The organism is Rhizobium sp. WYCCWR 11128, assembly GCF_013416305.1.
GTDB lineage: Bacteria > Pseudomonadota > Alphaproteobacteria > Rhizobiales > Rhizobiaceae > Rhizobium > Rhizobium indicum.
The window spans coordinates 120092-136827 of record NZ_JACCEZ010000011.1; the positions used below are offsets into that span (position 1 = coordinate 120092).

The 16736-nt window shown below is 61.8% G+C and carries 17 protein-coding genes; 8 read left to right on the forward strand and 9 right to left on the reverse strand.

Annotated elements, in window-relative coordinates; all coding sequences use genetic code 11:
• The first annotated feature begins 83 nt into the window (after window positions 1–83).
• Complete coding sequence (locus tag HX898_RS27020) at window positions 84–869, forward strand: SDR family oxidoreductase (RefSeq protein WP_180196295.1); 786 nt, start codon at window positions 84–86, stop codon at window positions 867–869.
• Window positions 870–896: 27 nt separating this feature from the next.
• Complete coding sequence (locus HX898_RS27025; RefSeq protein ID WP_180196296.1) at window positions 897–1595, forward strand: ribonuclease activity regulator RraA; 699 nt, start codon at window positions 897–899, stop codon at window positions 1593–1595.
• A 60-nt stretch (window positions 1596–1655) separates the two neighbouring features.
• Here the strand turns inward: HX898_RS27025 and HX898_RS27030 are convergent, their stop codons facing one another.
• From HX898_RS27030 to HX898_RS27055, 6 genes are read right to left on the reverse strand one after another with little or no spacing between them, the layout of a single operon-like run.
• Entirely contained in the window at window positions 1656–2945 is a 1290-nt protein-coding gene (locus HX898_RS27030; protein ID WP_180196297.1) for an amidohydrolase family protein, read from the reverse strand.
• A 26-nt stretch (window positions 2946–2971) separates the two neighbouring features.
• The gene (locus HX898_RS27035; RefSeq protein ID WP_180196298.1) at window positions 2972–3916 is read right to left on the reverse strand and encodes an ABC transporter permease; all 945 of its coding nucleotides are present in this window, start codon (window positions 3914–3916) and stop codon (window positions 2972–2974) included.
• On the reverse strand, window positions 3913–4962 hold the full coding sequence (locus HX898_RS27040) for an ABC transporter permease (RefSeq protein ID WP_180196299.1): 1050 nt from the start codon (window positions 4960–4962) through the stop codon (window positions 3913–3915). The genes HX898_RS27035 and HX898_RS27040 overlap by 4 nt, the downstream gene beginning before the upstream one ends.
• Window positions 4952–6484, reverse strand: coding sequence for an ABC transporter ATP-binding protein (locus HX898_RS27045; RefSeq protein WP_180196300.1), 1533 nt, complete (start codon window positions 6482–6484; stop codon window positions 4952–4954). The genes HX898_RS27040 and HX898_RS27045 overlap by 11 nt, the downstream gene beginning before the upstream one ends.
• Window positions 6481–7893 (reverse strand): amidase, encoded by a 1413-nt coding sequence (locus HX898_RS27050; protein WP_180196301.1) that lies wholly within the window; start codon window positions 7891–7893, stop codon window positions 6481–6483. Before HX898_RS27050 ends, HX898_RS27045 begins: the two co-directional genes overlap by 4 nt.
• A gap of 8 nt (window positions 7894–7901) precedes the next feature.
• Window positions 7902–8888, reverse strand: coding sequence for a BMP family protein (locus tag HX898_RS27055; protein WP_033184007.1), 987 nt, complete (start codon window positions 8886–8888; stop codon window positions 7902–7904).
• Window positions 8889–9104: 216 nt separating this feature from the next.
• Here HX898_RS27055 and HX898_RS27060 point away from each other — a divergent pair, with 216 nt between their 5' ends.
• From HX898_RS27060 to HX898_RS27070, 3 genes are read left to right on the forward strand one after another with little or no spacing between them, the layout of a single operon-like run.
• Window positions 9105–9734 carry a CDP-alcohol phosphatidyltransferase family protein gene (locus tag HX898_RS27060; protein ID WP_180196302.1) on the forward strand — a complete coding sequence of 210 codons (630 nt, stop codon included), beginning with the start codon at window positions 9105–9107 and terminating at the stop codon, window positions 9732–9734.
• Window positions 9731–10351 (forward strand): lysophospholipid acyltransferase family protein, encoded by a 621-nt coding sequence (locus tag HX898_RS27065; protein ID WP_180196303.1) that lies wholly within the window; start codon window positions 9731–9733, stop codon window positions 10349–10351. Before HX898_RS27060 ends, HX898_RS27065 begins: the two co-directional genes overlap by 4 nt.
• Complete coding sequence (locus HX898_RS27070) at window positions 10348–11277, forward strand: phosphatidate cytidylyltransferase (RefSeq protein ID WP_180196304.1); 930 nt, start codon at window positions 10348–10350, stop codon at window positions 11275–11277. Before HX898_RS27065 ends, HX898_RS27070 begins: the two co-directional genes overlap by 4 nt.
• Window positions 11278–11290: 13 nt before the next feature.
• Here the strand turns inward: HX898_RS27070 and HX898_RS27075 are convergent, their stop codons facing one another.
• From HX898_RS27075 to HX898_RS27085, 3 genes are all read right to left on the reverse strand, one after another.
• Window positions 11291–11614 carry a chaperone modulator CbpM gene (locus HX898_RS27075; RefSeq protein WP_138334114.1) on the reverse strand — a complete coding sequence of 108 codons (324 nt, stop codon included), beginning with the start codon at window positions 11612–11614 and terminating at the stop codon, window positions 11291–11293.
• A 2-nt stretch (window positions 11615–11616) separates the two neighbouring features.
• Complete coding sequence (locus HX898_RS27080) at window positions 11617–12531, reverse strand: J domain-containing protein (protein ID WP_180196305.1); 915 nt, start codon at window positions 12529–12531, stop codon at window positions 11617–11619.
• A gap of 144 nt (window positions 12532–12675) precedes the next feature.
• Window positions 12676–13143 carry a universal stress protein gene (locus HX898_RS27085; RefSeq protein WP_180196306.1) on the reverse strand — a complete coding sequence of 156 codons (468 nt, stop codon included), beginning with the start codon at window positions 13141–13143 and terminating at the stop codon, window positions 12676–12678.
• A gap of 439 nt (window positions 13144–13582) precedes the next feature.
• On the opposite strand from HX898_RS27085, the gene HX898_RS27090 reads away from it, so the two are divergent.
• From HX898_RS27090 to HX898_RS27100, 3 genes are all read left to right on the forward strand, one after another.
• A complete protein-coding gene (locus tag HX898_RS27090; RefSeq protein WP_246413406.1) occupies window positions 13583–15388 on the forward strand; it encodes a sensor histidine kinase in 1806 nt (601 codons plus the stop codon).
• A gap of 4 nt (window positions 15389–15392) precedes the next feature.
• Complete coding sequence (locus tag HX898_RS27095; RefSeq protein ID WP_348649487.1) at window positions 15393–16010, forward strand: response regulator; 618 nt, start codon at window positions 15393–15395, stop codon at window positions 16008–16010.
• Window positions 16011–16178: 168 nt separating this feature from the next.
• On the forward strand, window positions 16179–16514 hold the full coding sequence (locus tag HX898_RS27100; RefSeq protein WP_210258952.1) for a response regulator: 336 nt from the start codon (window positions 16179–16181) through the stop codon (window positions 16512–16514).
• Window positions 16515–16736: the final 222 nt, after the last annotated feature.

A 16736-nucleotide genomic window follows, 5' to 3' on the forward strand; every position in this document is an offset into this window, starting at 1 on the left:
TCTCTTGAACGAAGCAGAAGCCATATTTTATTTACGATCCATTGCTCCGAAAGATGGCCAGACCCTATGAGGAGATGGATGAAATGGATTTCGGCCTGAAGGACAAGACGGCCCTGGTGCTTGGCGCCGGCGGCGGACTGGGCAGCGCGATTGCCGCCAAGCTTGCGCGCGAAGGCGCCAGAATTGCCGCGGCGGATATCGATCTCGCCGCCGCTGAGAAGACCGCGGCTGCGGTTGAATCCGAAGGCGGCAAGGCGCTGGCGCTGCAATGGGACCTTTCCGATCTCGGTTCGATCGATGCGCATGTCGCTGCAATCGAGCGCCAGTTCGGACCGGTCGATATCCTCGTCAACAATACCGGTGGCCCACCGCCGACCACTGTCTCCGGCCAGGATCCGGCGGTTTGGAACCAGTATTTCCAAAGCATGGTGCTCTCCGTCATCGCCGTTACCGATCGTGTGCTGCCTCAGATGCGCGCGCGCAAATGGGGACGCATCGTCACCTCGACCTCATCGGGCGTAGTTGCGCCGATCCCCAATCTCGGTATCTCCAACGCGCTGCGTCTGTCGCTGGTCGGCTGGTCGAAAACACTGGCGCGCGAGGTCGGACGCGACGGCATCACCGTCAACATCGTCCTGCCGGGCCGGATCGCCACCGGCCGCATCACCTTCCTCGACGAGCAGAAGGCCAAACGCGAAAACCGCTCCATCGATGACGTCGTCATTGAGAGCACCGGCAGCATTCCGCTCGGTCGCTATGGCCGGCCGGAAGAATATGGCAATGTCGTCACCTTCCTGGCTAGCGAGCCGGCCTCCTATCTCACCGGATCGGTGATCCGCGTCGATGGCGGCATGATCCAGAGCATCTGACAGAAACCGAATTGGAACCGAACACCGATGGCCCTCAGCGCTGAAGCGATAGCAACCCTCAAGACCGTCTCGACGGCGACCCTGACGACCGTTCTTCTGAAGAAGGGCCTGCGGAACGTCTGGATCCGCGGCGCCGTTCCGCTGAAGCCCGGCCAGCCGCGCATCGTCGGCCCGGCTTTCACCCTGCGCTTCGTTCCGGCCCGCGAAGATCTGGCGACGCCGACATCCTGGGCCTCGCCGATCTCGACGCGCGCCGCGATCGAGGCGATGCCGGTGGGCTGTGTTGCCGTCGTCGATGCGATGGGCGTTACCGATGCCGGCATCTTCGGCGATATCCTCTGCGCCCGCATGCAGAAGAGAGGCGTTGCAGCCCTCGTCACCGACGGCGTCGTACGCGACCTTGCCGGCGTGCTCGACACCAACCTGCCGGTCTGGTGCCGCGGCGTCGCAGCACCCCCATCGGTCGCCGGCCTCACCTTCGTCGCCTGGCAGCAGCCGATCGGCTGCGGCGGCGTTGCGGTCTTCCCTGACGACATCATCGTCGTCGACCAGGACGGCGCAGTGCTGATCCCCGCCGATCTGCTCGACACCGTGCTCGCAGAAGCGCCGGAACAGGAGCGCATGGAAGCCTGGATCATGACCAGGATCGATGAAGGCGTATCGCTGCCCGGCCTGTACCCGATGAACGCGGAAACAAAGGCGCTCTACGAGGCCTCGAAGAAATAGGTTCCAGGCCAGGCGGATTGAGGAGGTCGCGGCTTCCAGCCCTCTTCTTTCCGCCGCCTTTCAATACCAAGGCACGTAATCCAGGCCGCCGTCGATCCGTGCCGGGCGCCCGTTGAGGAAAAGTTCGCCGATGCGCGGGGCCGAGCGGGCGATGATCTTGCCGCGGCGGATGACCGTCAGGCGGTTCGGCTTCAGCCGCAGTGCTTCTAGCGTATCGCTCGCCTGGAGGATGACGAGGTCGGCGTTGCATCCCTTTTCCAGGCCGTAATCTGCAAGTCCCATCGTCTTCGCCGAATTGACGGTCAACGCGTCGAAGATCCTCTTCTTGTCGTCGATGCCGGCCATCTGCGCGACATGGATTGCCATATGGCCGACCTCCAGCATGTCGCCCGATCCCATCGAATACCAGGGGTCCATGACGCAGTCATGCCCGAAGGAAACATTGAGCCCGGCATCCATCAATTCGCGCACGCGGGTCATGCCGCGGCGTTTCGGATAGGTGTCGTGCCGGCCCTGCAGCATGATGTTGATCAGCGGATTGGGGATGACGTTGATCTCGGCCTCCGCCATCAGCGGAATGAGTTTGGAGACATAATAGTTGTCCATCGAATGCATCGAGGTCAGATGCGAGCCGGCGACGCGCCCCTGCAAGCCGAAGCGGATGGTTTCCGCAGCCAGCGTTTCGATATGGCGCGAGAGTGGATCGTCGGTTTCGTCGCAATGGATATCGACCGGCAGGCCGCGATCGGCGGCGATGCGGCAGAGCGCTTCGACCGACGCCGTACCTTCACCCATCGTCCGTTCGAAATGCGGAATGCCGCCGACGATGTCGACACCCATATCGAGGGCGCGGTTGAGCGCATCGATTGCGCCCGGCGAGCGGTAATAACCATCCTGGGGGAAGGCGACCAGCTGCAGATCGATATAGGGCGCGACCTTTTCGCGAACCTCGATCATCGCCTCGACGGTCACCAGTCTGGGATCGCTGGTATCGACATGGCTGCGAATGAAAAGCAGTCCCTGCGTGACCGCCAGATCGCAATAGCGCAGCGCGCGATCGACCAGTTCCTCTTTCGTCACGATCGGGCGCAACTCTCCCCAGAGCGCGATGCCTTCGAGCAGCGTGCCGGATACGTTCATGCGCGGCAGGCCGAGCGACAGGGTGGCGTCCATATGGAAATGCGGATCGACGAAGGGCGGGCTGACCAGCCGGCCGGCCGCGTCGATCTCTTCTCCGGCCTGCGCCTGAAGATTGCGCTCGACAGCGGTGATCTTGCCGCCCTGGATGCCGATATCGATCCCCTTTCGGCCATCGGGGAGATTTGCATTTCTGACGATCAGATCGAACATCGGAGCCTCATTGGATGTGGGCGGTTTCAGCGTTCGCCGCGGCGATAGGGCTGCATCAGCGCCTGCGGAACACGGGCACGGCGGGCCATGACGGCCAGGGCGGCAATGGAAAGGATATAGGGCGTCATCAAAAAGAGCTGATAGGGCACGAGCCCGCTCAGTGCGGTTTGCAGCCGAAGCTGAAAGGCGTCGAAGAAGGCAAAGAGCAGCGCGCCGAACAGCGCGCGGCCGGGCCGCCAGGAGGCGAAGACAACAAGCGCGATGCAGATCCAGCCCCGTCCCTGCACCATGGTCGGGAAGAAGCTGTTGAACGCCGACAATGTCAGGAAGGCGCCGCCCATTCCCATCAGCGCGCTTCCGGCAATCACCGCGCCATAGCGCACCTTCATCGGATTGACGCCCTGGGCCTCGGCCGCATGCGGATTTTCGCCGGTCATGCGGATCGCAAGCCCGACGGGTGTGCGGAAAATGATGTAGGCCATCAGCAGGGCGATAAGGATTCCGAGATAGGTCGGCGCCGTCTGGGTGAAGAAGGCTGGCCCGATGAAGGGCAATGTCGAGAGACCCGGGATGGCGATCGGCTGGAACGGCACGATGGTGGGCGGAGTATTGGCGAGCGGCACGATCAGCCGGAAGACATAATAGCTGAAGCTGGAGGCAAACAGCGTGACGCCGAGACCGGAAACATGCTGGGAGAGGCCGAGCGTCACCGTCAGGCCCGCATGCAGCAGGCCGAAGACGCCGCCGGCGATGGCGGCGATCAGCAGGCCGGTCCAGAGATCGGCGCCGTGATAGACGGAAAGCCAGCCGATCATCGCGCCGAAGGTCATGATACCCTCGATGCCGAGATTGAGCACGCCGGCCCGTTCGCAGAGCAATGCGCCGAGCGTGCCGAAAATCAGCGGCGTGGCGATCCGCAGGATTGCCGCCCAGAGCCCGGCGGAAGTGATGATGTCGAACAGTTGCATCATCGCCGTATCCTGTATTGGGTGAAGAATAACGCGATCAGCATCGTCAACAGCGACAGCGCCACCGTGACGTCGGCGATATAGGTCGGGATGCCGAGGCCCCGGCTCATACCATCCGCGCCCACGAACATGGTGGCGGTGAAAATGGCGGCGAAGACGACGCCGAGCGGATTGAGGTTGGCGAGCATGGCAACGACGATGCCGGCATAGCCGAAACCGGGCGACAGGTCGGTCGTCACATAACCCTTGACACCCATGACCTCGATCGCTCCGGCGAGCCCCGCAAGCCCGCCCGAGAGGCAGGCGACCTTCACCAGCGTTCTGCCGAGCGGGACGCCGGCGAAGACCGCACCAGTGGGATTGAGGCCGGCGGCGCGGGACTGCATGCCGAACACGGTGCGCGACTGGACGAAATGGACGATGACGGCCAGGGCGATCGCGATCGCAAAGCCGATATGCAGGCGTGAGCGGGCGATCAGCTTCGGCAGCATGGCGTGATCGCTGACGGATTGCGACTGCGGCCAGCCGAAGGCGAGCGGATCCTTGAGGATGCCGTCGATCAGCATCGAGACGAAGAGCACGGCGATGAAGTTCAAGAGCAGGCTGGTCACGACCTCATCGACGGAGAAGCGCAGCCTGAGCCAGAGCGGGATCAGGATCAGCACCATGCCGGCAATAGCGCCGACCAGCAGCAGGAGCGGGATGAGAATGGGCGCGGGAAGATTACCCAGCAGTTTCGAACTCGCCGCCGCAACGGCGATGGCGCCGAGATAGAACTGGCCTTCGGCGCCGATATTCCAGAGCCGCGCCCGGAAGGCGACGGCGGCGGCAAGTCCCGTCAGCATCAGCGGCGTTGCCCGCGTCAGCGTTTCGGTGGCCGACAGCCGCGAGCCAAAGGCACCAGTCAGGATGCGCCAATAGGCATCGAGCACCGGCGCGCCGGCAATTGATATCAGGATGCCGGCCAGCGCGAGCGCTGCTATCACTGCGATCACAGGGGTAACGATCAGCAGGTAAAGCGGACGATGTTCGCGGCGCTCAAATCGCATGGCCGGCCTCTGGGGTTTCCTGCCATTCGCCGGCCATCATCAGCCCCAGCCTGCGGGCATCGGCGCTTTCGGCCGCGACGGGCGGAGACAGGCGGCCGCCGACGATCGCCTGTATGCGATCGGCAAGTGCGATCACCTCGTCGAGGTCTTCCGAGATCAACAGCACGGCAGTACCCTGCCGACGAGCTTCGAGCAGGCGCGCGTGCACGGCCGCCACGGCCCCTTCGTCGAGTCCGCGCGCGGGCTGCGCGGCGATCAGGATGCGCGGTCGCCGATGCAGGTTGCGGCCGAGAATGAGCTTCTGCATATTGCCGCCGGAGAGCAGCCGGGTACGAATGGCAGGGCCGCCACCGCGAACATCGAACCCGTCGATGATTTCCCTGGCAAAGGCCATGCCCGCCTTGCGGTTGACGAGACCGCGGCGCGAAAAGGCTGGTGAAGCGATGCGCTCCAGCACGACGTTTTCCCAGATCGCCATTTCGCCGATCACGCCTTCTTCGTTGCGATCCTCGGGAATGCGGCCGATGCCGGCTTCGACGACATCGGCGACGCCGAGATTGCCGACGGCTTCTCCGAACAGCAGCAGGTCGCCGGCGCTGCGCGCCAGCATACCGGAGAGAAGATGCGCCAATGTCGCCTGGCCATTGCCGGAAACGCCGATGATGCCGAGGATCTCTCCTTGATGCAGCCGGAAGCTGATCGACTTCAGCCGATCGATGCCGCCGGTGCGCACCGTCACATCGGCCGCTTCAAGGGCAACGGCGCCGGGTGTCGACGGCTCGCGCACGGGCCGCGTCACACGGCGTCCGACCATCAGTTCGGCGAGTTCCGCCTTGCTGGTTTCCGACGCCCTGCGTTCGGCGACCATCTTGCCACCGCGTAAGACCACGATGCGGTCGGCCGCGGCCATGACCTCGTCGAGCTTGTGGGAGATGAAGATCAGCGACAGGCCCTGGCGGGCCATTTCCCTCAGCGTCGTGAACAGCCGTTCGGCCTCGATATTGGTCAGCACCGCCGTCGGCTCGTCGAGGATCAGGATGCGGGCATCGTTATAGAGCGCCTTGAGGATCTCGACCCGCTGCTGCTCGCCGACCGACAGGTCGCCAAGACGGGCATCGGGATCGACCTTGAGGCCGAAACGTTCGGAAATTGTGAGCAGCTTCTTGCGTGCCGCTGACGTTCCCGAGCGCCAGGACCACAGTTTTTCGGTGCCGGTCATGACATTTTCGAGAACGGTCAGATTGGGCGCGAGGGAGAAATGCTGATGCACCATGCCAACGCCGGCGCGGATCGCTGCACGTGGCTTGCCCTGCGGCACCTCCGCACCCTCGATCAGAATGCGACCGGCATCCGGCATGTAATGGCCGAAAAGGATGCTCATCAGCGTGGTCTTGCCGGCGCCGTTCTCGCCAAGCAGGGCCACGACCTCACCCTTGGCGAGCGTCATGGAGATATCGTCATTGGCGAGATTGTCGCCGAAGCGCTTGCTGACGCCTGCTATCTCCAGCACAGGCGCGGTCATGACGGCAGTCCTACGACGGGAAAACGGTGCTGCCACCGCCCCTCGGCCTCCAGGCGTGCGGCAAGCGACAGCAGACGCGGCTCGTGACCCATCGGCGCCATGATCTGCACCGGCAGCGGCATGGCATGCTCATCCTGTCCGAAAGGCAGTGTCAAAGCAGGAAAACCCGAAATATTGGCGAGGCAGGCAAGCGGCGCAAATGCCGTCATCCGCTCGAGATGCAGATCCGTGTCGGCATGATCGGACGGAAAGGAGCCGATCACAAGAGGCGCGGAAGACAGCAGCGGCATCAGGATGCAATCGACCCTGTCGAACAGCGCCCAAAGGTTACCGCTCACCAGGACGGCCTCGCTCAGCGTGTTCCAAAGCATGGTGGCCGACAGCGCTCGTCCGCGCGCCGCGAAAGCCTGCGTCAGAGGCTCGGCCCTGCTTTCATCAAGCGCCGCCGTCTTCATGAGTGCTGCGAGATTGACAGAGACGATATCGGCGAAGGCGCGGCCGCTCGCGGTGACGTTCCATTCGACGTCAGCCCAGGTGAGCGGAACCATGAGATGTCCGTCGCTTTCGAGCGCGCGGGCCGCATGCTCTACGGCTGCGAGCCGATTGTCTTCCGTCGGATAGGCCGGCCCGGTATCGGCAAGCAGGCCGATCCGCAAACGGCCATTGCCGCTATCGACAGGGAAGGGGTCCGGAAACGGTCCTCGTGATTTGCCGCTTAGCCTGTCGAAAGTCAGTGCCGTATCCCGCACCGAGCGGCAGACCGCGAGTTCGCTGGCGATGCCGGCGAGGTGGTTGCCGAAGGACGGCCCGCCCGGGATGGCGCCGCGCGTCGGCTTCAGTCCGACAAGGCCACAGCAAGCGGCAGGCACACGGATCGAGCCGCCGGCATCGGTGGCATGCGCAATCGCCACGATCCCGGCAGCAACCGCTGCTGCCGCCCCGCCGGAGGAGCCGCCCGCGGTTCGTGCCGGATCGAGTGGGTTGCGACAGACGGGCCCGATCGCCGGTTCGCTGGCGAGCGACAGGCCGAATTCCGGGCTGGTCGTCAAGCCGAAGAAACAGAAGCCGGCGTCGCGGAAACGAGCGGCCAGATCGGAATCCGCTTCGCCGCCTTTTCTTTCGAAGAGACGGGAGCCGGCCGTGACCGGCAACCCGGCAAAAGGGCCGCCAAGATCCTTCGCCAAGGTCGGCACACCGGCAAAGGGCCTGGCGACAAAACGATCGGGCGCGCTCTGCCGTTCCCGATCGCGGGCATTGGCCGAGGCGAGACCCATCGCTGCATCGAGATAGGCGATGGCGCCAAGCGGTTCCTGCCGCGCAGCCGCCTCGAGGGAAGCCTGCATCGCCTCCGCAGCGCTCAAGCTGCCATGCCTGATCGCTGCCGCCAGATCCGTCGCATCACCTTGCATGAGCCGGATTACTTCGGCTCGTCCATCATCTTCGGAACTTCGAAGCTGCCGGCCTTGATCTCCGCCCGCTTGGCTTCCATCGCAGCCTCCGCCTCGGCGGGCGCCACACCCTTCACGAAGACGATATCGCTGCCGCCTTCCTTCATCAGGCCGTAGGACGTGTAGTTCCTGCCGACCGGCTTTCCGGCAGCGACATCGGCGATCGCAGCGTCGAGGATTGGACGGAAATACCACATGGCGTTGGCAAACACCGTATCGGGATAACGCGGCGTGTAGTCGATCAGCGAGCCGACCGACTTGATACCGCGCTCCTTGGCGGCATCGGCCGTGCCGATACGCTCGCCGAACAGGATGTCGGCGCCGGCGTCGATCTGGGCAAGGCCGGCTTCACGGGCCTTCGGCGGATCGAAGAAGGTGCCGATGAACGAGACGAGGTGTTTTGCGTCCGGGTTGACCGCCTTGACGCCCGCCGCGAACGCATTGATCAGCATGTTGACCTCAGGGATCGGAATGGCGCCGACCGAACCGACGACATTCGACTTGGTCATCTTGCCCGCCAGCATGCCGGCGAGATAGGCGCCGTCATGGTTCCAGGTGCCGAAGACGCCGAAATTGTCGCCGGCCTGCTCGCCGCTCGAACCCAGAACGAAAGCGGTGTCGGGATAGTCGGCCGCGACCTGCCGGGCCTCTTTCTCCACCGCATAGGCCTCGCCGATGATCAGCTTGTTGCCCTGTTCGGCATATTCGCGCATGGCGCGCGGATAATCGGTGCCGGAGACTCCTTCGGAGAAGACATATTCGATGACGCCTTCCTTGGCCGCGTCCTGCAGGGCCTTGTGCAGACAGGAGTTCCAGGCATTTTCGACCGGCGAGGCATGAATGCCGGCAACCTTCAGCGGCGCAGCCGCCCTTGCCAGCGGGGCAAAGCCACTGACCCCAAGCGCAATGCCGGACGCGATCACTGCCCGGCGTGAAATCAGGATATCTTTGGTCATTGATTGTTCCCCTTTTTTACCATTTGGTTCAAAAATCATAGTAGCGCCCAAAAATGTGTCAAGCAGCAAACAGGCTTAAAAATCAGGCTGTTCGACCCATGCTCGCTGCTGGCTCGCCGAGGCGCGGAGGCGATGGGCTGGATTTACAAGGTGTTACATCTTGGCGTGACGACGTCGGCAGGATATGCAAGGATCATCGGGGTTGGGGGACATGAAATGGGGGAAGAAGAGGGCGCCTCGCGGCGACCGATCGCGAGCCGGTCGTCGTCCTGGGCCATCGGCCTCAGCGCGTGGCTGGCGCGGAGCGGCGCGACACCGAACGGCATTTCGCTTTTATCGGTCGTATTCGCGGGTATAGGCGCAGCCCTCGTCGTTTTCACAACACATCCGATTGCCATGGTTTGCGCCGCGATCTCGGTGCAACTGCGGCTCGTCTGCAATCTGCTGGACGGAATGGTCGCGATCGAAGGCGGCAAGAAAACCAAGAGCGGGCCGCTCTACAATGAATTTCCCGACCGGGTCGCCGACAGCCTGTTTCTCGTCGCGGCTGGCTATGCCTGCGGCCTTGGCTGGCTCGGCTGGCTCGCTGCGCTGCTCGCCGCACTCACCGCCTATATCAGGGTCTTCGGAGGATCGGTCGGTCTTCCCCAGGACTTCAGCGGTATCATGGCCAAGCAGCGCCGCATGGCGGTGCTGACGGCGGGCCTCCTCGCCCAGAGTGTCGAGACGCTGATATCAGGCAGCCACTGGTCGCTGATCCTGGCATGCGCGGTCATCGCCGCCGGCAGCCTTGTCACCTGCATCACACGCACGATAACGCTTGCCCGTTCCCTGGAGAGACTATGATCGCGCTCATCCGTCGCCTTCTCGTGCTGTTCGTCCGTATCCTGGTCGGCGCCCGAAGCGAGTGGCGGGGCTGCGCGCCCGATCCCCGCCGCCGCATCTATTTCGCCAATCACAACAGCCATGTCGATACCGTCGCCGTCATGGCCGCCCTGCCGTGGCCGGTGCGCCGGCTGACCCACCCGATTGCGGCGCGCGACTATTGGGGAACGAGCGCTTTTCGCCGCTTCATCGCGGAAAAATGCCTGCGCGCCGTCCTGATAGACCGCAAGCCTCCGCCGGACAGCAACCCGCTGGAGCCTCTCGAGCGCCTGCTCGAGGAAGGCCGCTCGATCCTGATTTTTCCTGAGGGGACGAGAAGCGCCACCGATGAAATCGCCCCGTTCCGCAGCGGCATCTATCGCCTCGCCTGCCGTTTTCCGGATGTCGATCTGGTGCCGATCCATCTCGACAACCTGCAGCGCATCCTGCCGAAGGGAAGCATGCTGATCGTCCCGATCACCTGCACGGCGCGCTTCGGCAAGCCGCTCCGCGTCGAACCAGGCGAAGAAAAGACCGAATTCCTGGCGCGCGCCCGTGCCGCTGTCATCGAGCTCGCGGATGGGGGGCACACGGCATGACCAGTATGTTCTCTCTCGTGCTGGCCGCTATCCTCGGCCTGCTTGCCGTCGCCTCCGCCATCGGTTTCATCCTGCAGCGGCGCGCGACCGAGCCCGGCTCCGTCGCCACCGTCCAAAATCTCAACGCCCGGATCCGCTCCTGGTGGATCATGGTCGCGGTGTTCGGCGGTGCGATCCTGCTCGGCGATACGGCGACCGTCATCCTGTTCGGATTCCTATCCTTTATGGCGCTTCGCGAATTCTGGACGCTGACACCATCGCGGCGCGGCGATCATCTGGCGCTTTTCCTGTCCTTCTTCGTTGTGCTGCCGCTGCATTACGTGCTGCTCGGAACGGAGTGGTACGGCCTGTTTGCGATCTTCATCCCGGTCTATGCCTTCCTGATCCTGCCGGCGGTGGCGACCTTGACGGGTGACGTCAACGAATTCCTCGCCCGCAGCGCCAGGGTGCAATGGGGATTGATGCTGACGGTCTATTCGATCAGCCACGCTCCCGCACTCCTTATGCTGGAGACCGGCACGCCGTCGGCACTTCTTCTCGTCTATCTGGTCGTGGTCGTGCAGCTTAGCGACGTCTTCCAGTATGTCTGGGGCAAACTCCTCGGAAAGCACCGCTTCTCGCCGAATATCAGCCCGTCGAAGACGATCGAAGGGCTGGTCGGAGGCGGCGCATCGGCCATCCTCGTGGGAACGCTGCTTTATCGCCTGACGCCGTTCTCGCCGCTGCAGGCCGCTGCTATCAGCACGGTCATCGTCGTCGCCGGCTTCTTCGGCGGCTTCGTGCTCTCGGCCATCAAACGCGATCTCAATGCCAAGGACTGGGGCTATGTGATCGAGGGCCATGGTGGCGTGCTTGACCGCCTGGACTCCATCACCTTCGCCGCACCGCTGTTCTTCCACATCGTCCGCTATTGGTTCACCACGTAGAAGCTGGTTCTGGCTAAAACCGGTCGATCTCCTCGAGGCTCTCGAACAGCCGGCGCTGAACGTCTCGCTCCTGCTTGCCGATGGCGGTCATCAGCTTGCCCATGGTTCCCCGCAGGCCGTGCAACTCGTCGACCAGCTCCATGACGATATCGACGCCGGCTTCGTTGACGCCCATGTTTGCCATGAGGTCCAGGATCAGCCGGGCGCGTGCGACGTCGGCGTCACGAAATTGCCTTTGGCCGCCTGAGATCTCCGGGATCAGCCAACCCTGTTCGATCCAGAGATCGAGCTGGACGATGTCGATTTTCAAGTAAAGACGGAATTCGAGATCATTCATGATCAAGCCTCCATGTTCTCTCTCGGATCGTAGGAGTTTGCTGTCGCCCATTCCTTCATCAAGGCCGTCAGCCGCTCATCCGGGGCGTCGGGCAGCACAATCTTCAGCGAGATGTAGACGTCGCCGTGTCCGCCGCCGCGTTTTACGACACCTTTGCTCTTGAGACGCAGGACCTTGCCCGTGTTCGAATGAGGCGGCAGCGTCAGATTGACCGGTCCCGACGGCGTCGGCACGCGAACCTTGCCACCAAGCACGGCCTCACTGAGCGAGATCGGCAGTTCCAGGCGGATATCGTCGCCGTCTCGCGTAAAGAAGCGGTGCGGGCGAACACGGATTTCGATCAGGGCATCGCCCACCGGCCCACCGCCGATGCCCGGCTCGCCCTTGCCGCGCAGCCGCAAGGTCTGGCCGTCGCGCGTCCCCGGCGGGATCTGTACGTCGAGCGCCGGACCATTCGGCATCTTGACCTCCGTCCTGGTGCCGTTGACGGCCTCGAGAAAGTCGACCTCCATGGAAAATTGGCGGTCACGGCCACGACCACGGGTCTGGCCGCCGCCGGCACGACGTGAAAAGAAGCTGGCGAAGATATCGTCGGCATCGCTGAAATCGGCAAAGCCGGCGCTGTTGTGGTAGGGATCGCCAGGCCCGCTCTTCGACGCGTAGTCGCGGTAATAATTGCGCTGCGCCCGCTCGGCGCCGGTTATATCGATCTCGCCGCGGTCGAAGCGTCCGCGTTTTTGCTCGTCACTCAATATCTCGTAGGCCGTTGAAATTTGCTTGAACCGTTCCTCAGCCTTTTTGTCGCCGGGGTTAAGGTCGGGGTGAAGTTTCTTGGCGAGCTTGCGGAACGCGCTTTGAATATCCTTTTGCGTCGCATCGCGTTTCACGCCCAGAAGCTCGTAGGGATCCTGGCTCATACATATCTCCGGTCGGGCAGCGAATACTGCTGGTTGGCTTGGCAATGATATAGGTTGTCGGGCCGCCGCCGGGGAGGGGAGGCCGTCCGCTCTGATCGACGTCAATCCGACAAAGCGCCCGCTGTCACGCAGGCTCTGTGGAGCTTAGAACAACGCCGCGTCTTCCGCCGGGGACGCCGAGCCTTCCTGCGCGTGATCGGGGCGTCGATCGATAAGAACCGAGCACCCGGCATGGCGCACGACCTTGTCGACGATCGAGGAGAAGACGTAGTCGGTGATATCGGTCACATGGGATGAAACCAGGATAAGATCGGCCGATTTCTCCCTTGCGCTGGAGACGAGCAGGGAGGCGGCAACACCGATGCGAACCTCGATCATCGCCGGAATTCCCAGCTCCTTGCAGAGCGATGCTAGTTTCTTTTCGGCGTCGACGATGGCGGTCGTTTCGAATTCCTCGGGAAGCTCCGTCAGGTGATGGCGGGGGATATTCTCGATGACGTGCATGACGACGATGCTTCCGCCTTCATCCACCAGCGCAGCAGCCCGGCGCAGAAGGCGGCTGGCCGTTTTGCGGGAACCCATACCGATGCCGCAGATGATCGTCCGATACATTGAAATCCATATCCTCGAATGTGAATGATAGCACCGATCATACCGGTGTCGACCATCCCGGCATTGACGAATATCAAGAAAAAGTGCGGCAACGACAGCGTGCATGAAACAGCCAGCTGCTCGGAACGAACCTCCGGCTGAAATCGTCGCATAAGCGACTGAAACTCAAGGCTTCAGCGCAGTCAACACCCCGACCCAAGAGGGCACGCCATGCTCAGGAAACCCCGGTCCCGCCTGGCACGCTAAGCGAGCCGCCGCCACCTCCAGATGGTACTCCTTCCAGAGTTGCCCACGGTGACGCTGCCTGATTAACCTGTTAGTGTATTTCGGCTTTTTGGATGGTGATGAGGAGGAGTTCAGTATGGTTCCTGCTCCTAAAGTTCGGTCCGGCCAGACCGTTGGAATTCCATCCGGATTTCCTTGCCTTCTGTTGCTCGCGATGGTTTTGGCCGCGAATGTCGCCTCGGCGGCGATTGTGGAGCGGGTTCCGCGCGTGCTCATCCTTTACCCGCTGGATGAAAGAACCCCCGCACCAGTGATTGTCGGTGAATCGGCGAGAAATCGACTGCTGGAGGTAACCACTGGCAAGATTGACCTATTCTCCGAGTTTCTCGACCTTACCAGATTCAGCGACAAAATTCACATAGATCGCATGGCGCGCTATCTCGCCGCGAAATACGTCGATTATCGCCCGGATGTTGTCATCGCCATCGCAGAGCCGGCGGCCAACTTCATCGTCGCGCACCGCAGTACAATCGCCCCAAATGCTAGGATAGTGTTCTCCGGCTTTGGTAGCGACACTGCCGCCAGAATGAAGCTGCCGAGCGATGTGGTAGGTGCGTTTACCGAGTTCGACATCGCGAAAACTCTCCAAATGGCTCGCAGCCTCCAGCCGAGCGCACGCCATCTTTTCATTGTCGGCGGTTCGTCGGAGTTCGACCGTTCGTGGCTTGCACTAGCGCGCAAGGAGCTGGCGCTTCTCGTCAAGAGCTATGAAACAACTTACTTGACGGATTTGACGATTGATGAGTTTGTCGAGCGCGTCGCCCGCCTCCCGTCCGAAAGCATCGTTTTGTTCCTGACCGTTTCGAAGGATAGCACCGGGCGTGACCTTATCCCGAGGGACGCGCTCGAACGGATAGCGGCCACAGCCAGCGCACCGATTTATGGTCCCTTCTCCACCTATGTCGGTCATGGCATTGTCGGTGGCAACACCGTCACCTTTGAATCGGCGGGACTGGCTGTAGCCGACCTCACTGCGGATGCGATTGGCGGAAAGGTGATCGCCAATGTCGACGTGCCGCAGACCTACGTCGCCGATGCGAGACAACTGAAGCACTGGGACTTGTCGGAGAGCAGGCTCCCTCCGGGAACAGTTCAAAGCTTCAAGGAAAAGACCCTATGGGAGGAGCACCAGAGGCTGATCATTGCCATCCTTGTCGTTCTCGCGCTTCAAGGCTTGGTCATTGGGGGATTGCTGGTCGAGCGCCGGCGCCGCCACGGCGCGGAGCAGGAGGCGCGCCGTCGTCTTCTTGAGGTGGTGCACCTTAACCAGTCGGCCACCGCAGGGGCGCTGTCGGCCTCGATCGCCCATGAGCTCAACCAACCGCTTGGCGCGATCCGAGCCAACGCCGAAGCTGCCGAAGTCATGATCCGCGGCAAAACGCCCGACCTCAAACTGATCCAACAAATACTCTGTGACATCCGCGACGATGATCAGCGTGCCGAGGATATCATCGTGCGGCTAAGAGGACTGCTCAAGAAGCGGAGCGAAATCGACTGGCAAGAATTCGACCTGAAGGACGTGATCAAGAGCTCGATCCAAATTCTCCACGCTGAGGCGGGTCGAAGGAACATAACAATCAGTTTCAGCCAACCGGTAGCGCAACTTCCGGTGCGGGCAGACCAGGTTCATGTTCAGCAAGTTATATTGAACCTCGCGACCAATGCGATGGATGCGATGCTCGACGCGGTGTCGACCGAGAGACGGCTGGTGTTTCAGACAACTCTCACAGAGGGATCCGAAGTCGAGTTATCAATTTCGGATACTGGACGCGGCATCCCAAGCGGACAGCTCGCCAGGGTTTTCGACGCGTTCTACACCACCAAGGCGACTGGCACTGGACTTGGCCTCTCCATCGCGCGCACAATAATCGAAACCTACGGCGGCAAGATATGGGCCGACAATCGCGCTGATGGTGGCGCTGTGTTTCGCTTCGTTCTGCCGCTCGCGCAGCGAGGATGAGGCAGTGGGACCAATCGTTCATATTGTCGATGACGACAAGTCGTTTCGCATCGCGGTCGGACGATTGCTGGAGGCCTCGGGCTTTCGAGTAATTTCTTATGAGTCGGGCGACGATATTTTAACGCGTCTGACAGGCTCGGAACCTGGATGCATTCTGCTCGATCTGCAAATGCCTGGCCTGAGCGGGTCAGAACTGCAGGGCCGTCTCGCACAGAAGGCACCGCTGCTGCCTATCGTGTTTCTCACCGGTCAAGCCGAAATCGAGGACAGCGTTCGAGCGATGAAGGCAGGCGCCGAAGATTTCCTAGAGAAGCATGCATCCAACAAGGCATTGCTAGGGGCTATCGAACGGGCGCTGCTGCAGTATGAAAAGCGGCGTACCCAGCAGGACCATGTTCATTCTCTCCACGCCCTCGTCGCCGCCCTAACGCCGCGTGAATACCAAGTTTTCGACCGGATTGTCCGCGGCAAGCGCAATAAACAGATCGCCTACGATCTCAGCACGTCGGAGAGAACTGTCAAGGCACACCGGCACAGTGTCATGGAAAAACTTGGAGTGGGTTCACTTGCCGAGGCAGTGTCGATTGCCGAGCGATTGGGACTTGTCGATCCGGCGGCATGACCGCCCGGCAATAAAAATCCGGCACTTCCCCATAGGACAATATCCGCGGTCCGTTGTTGAGCCTACGATCGGTAAGATTGGAAGTGGCCATATCGCCGGCTGGTTAGGGAAAGGCACACGGTGGAAAGTTCGCCGCCCACAGTGGCTGTCGTGGAAGACGACCAGAGCATGCGGACAAGCGTCGAGCGCTTGCTCAACGCTCATGGGTTCCCGACCAAAGGATTTAGGTCGGCGGAAAGTTTTCTCAACCGCGACGCCACGATCAAGATAGGCTGTATCGTGCTCGATATCCATCTTGATGGCATGTCAGGCATCGAGCTTCGGCACCGGCTTAAACAATCTGACTCCACGCTCTCAGTCGTTTTCATTACCGCCGTCGATGATGACGCGCTCGAACTCGAGGCGGTTCAAGCAGGTTGCATCGCCTATCTTCACAAGCCGTTTCCAGCGGCCTCGTTGATTGGCGCTGTCACCAAAGCACTGGCTGATTCCTCAACTGGCTGAAAGCGGTCCATGTGCGCTCCCCAGCCAACAAGGCATGCCTCGCCACTTCCGAAAACCATCTTCCCCTAAGGACAATAGCGCAGCCACCTTTTCTCGGTAAGACTTATCACCGGAAGGAGTTTAGCGGTGACTTGTCGCCATCGCTCGAACCGAACCTTTCTTGGCCTCACGGTCGAAGGCTTGCGATCAACGACGAAACGACGAAAGCCATGACAAAACTTG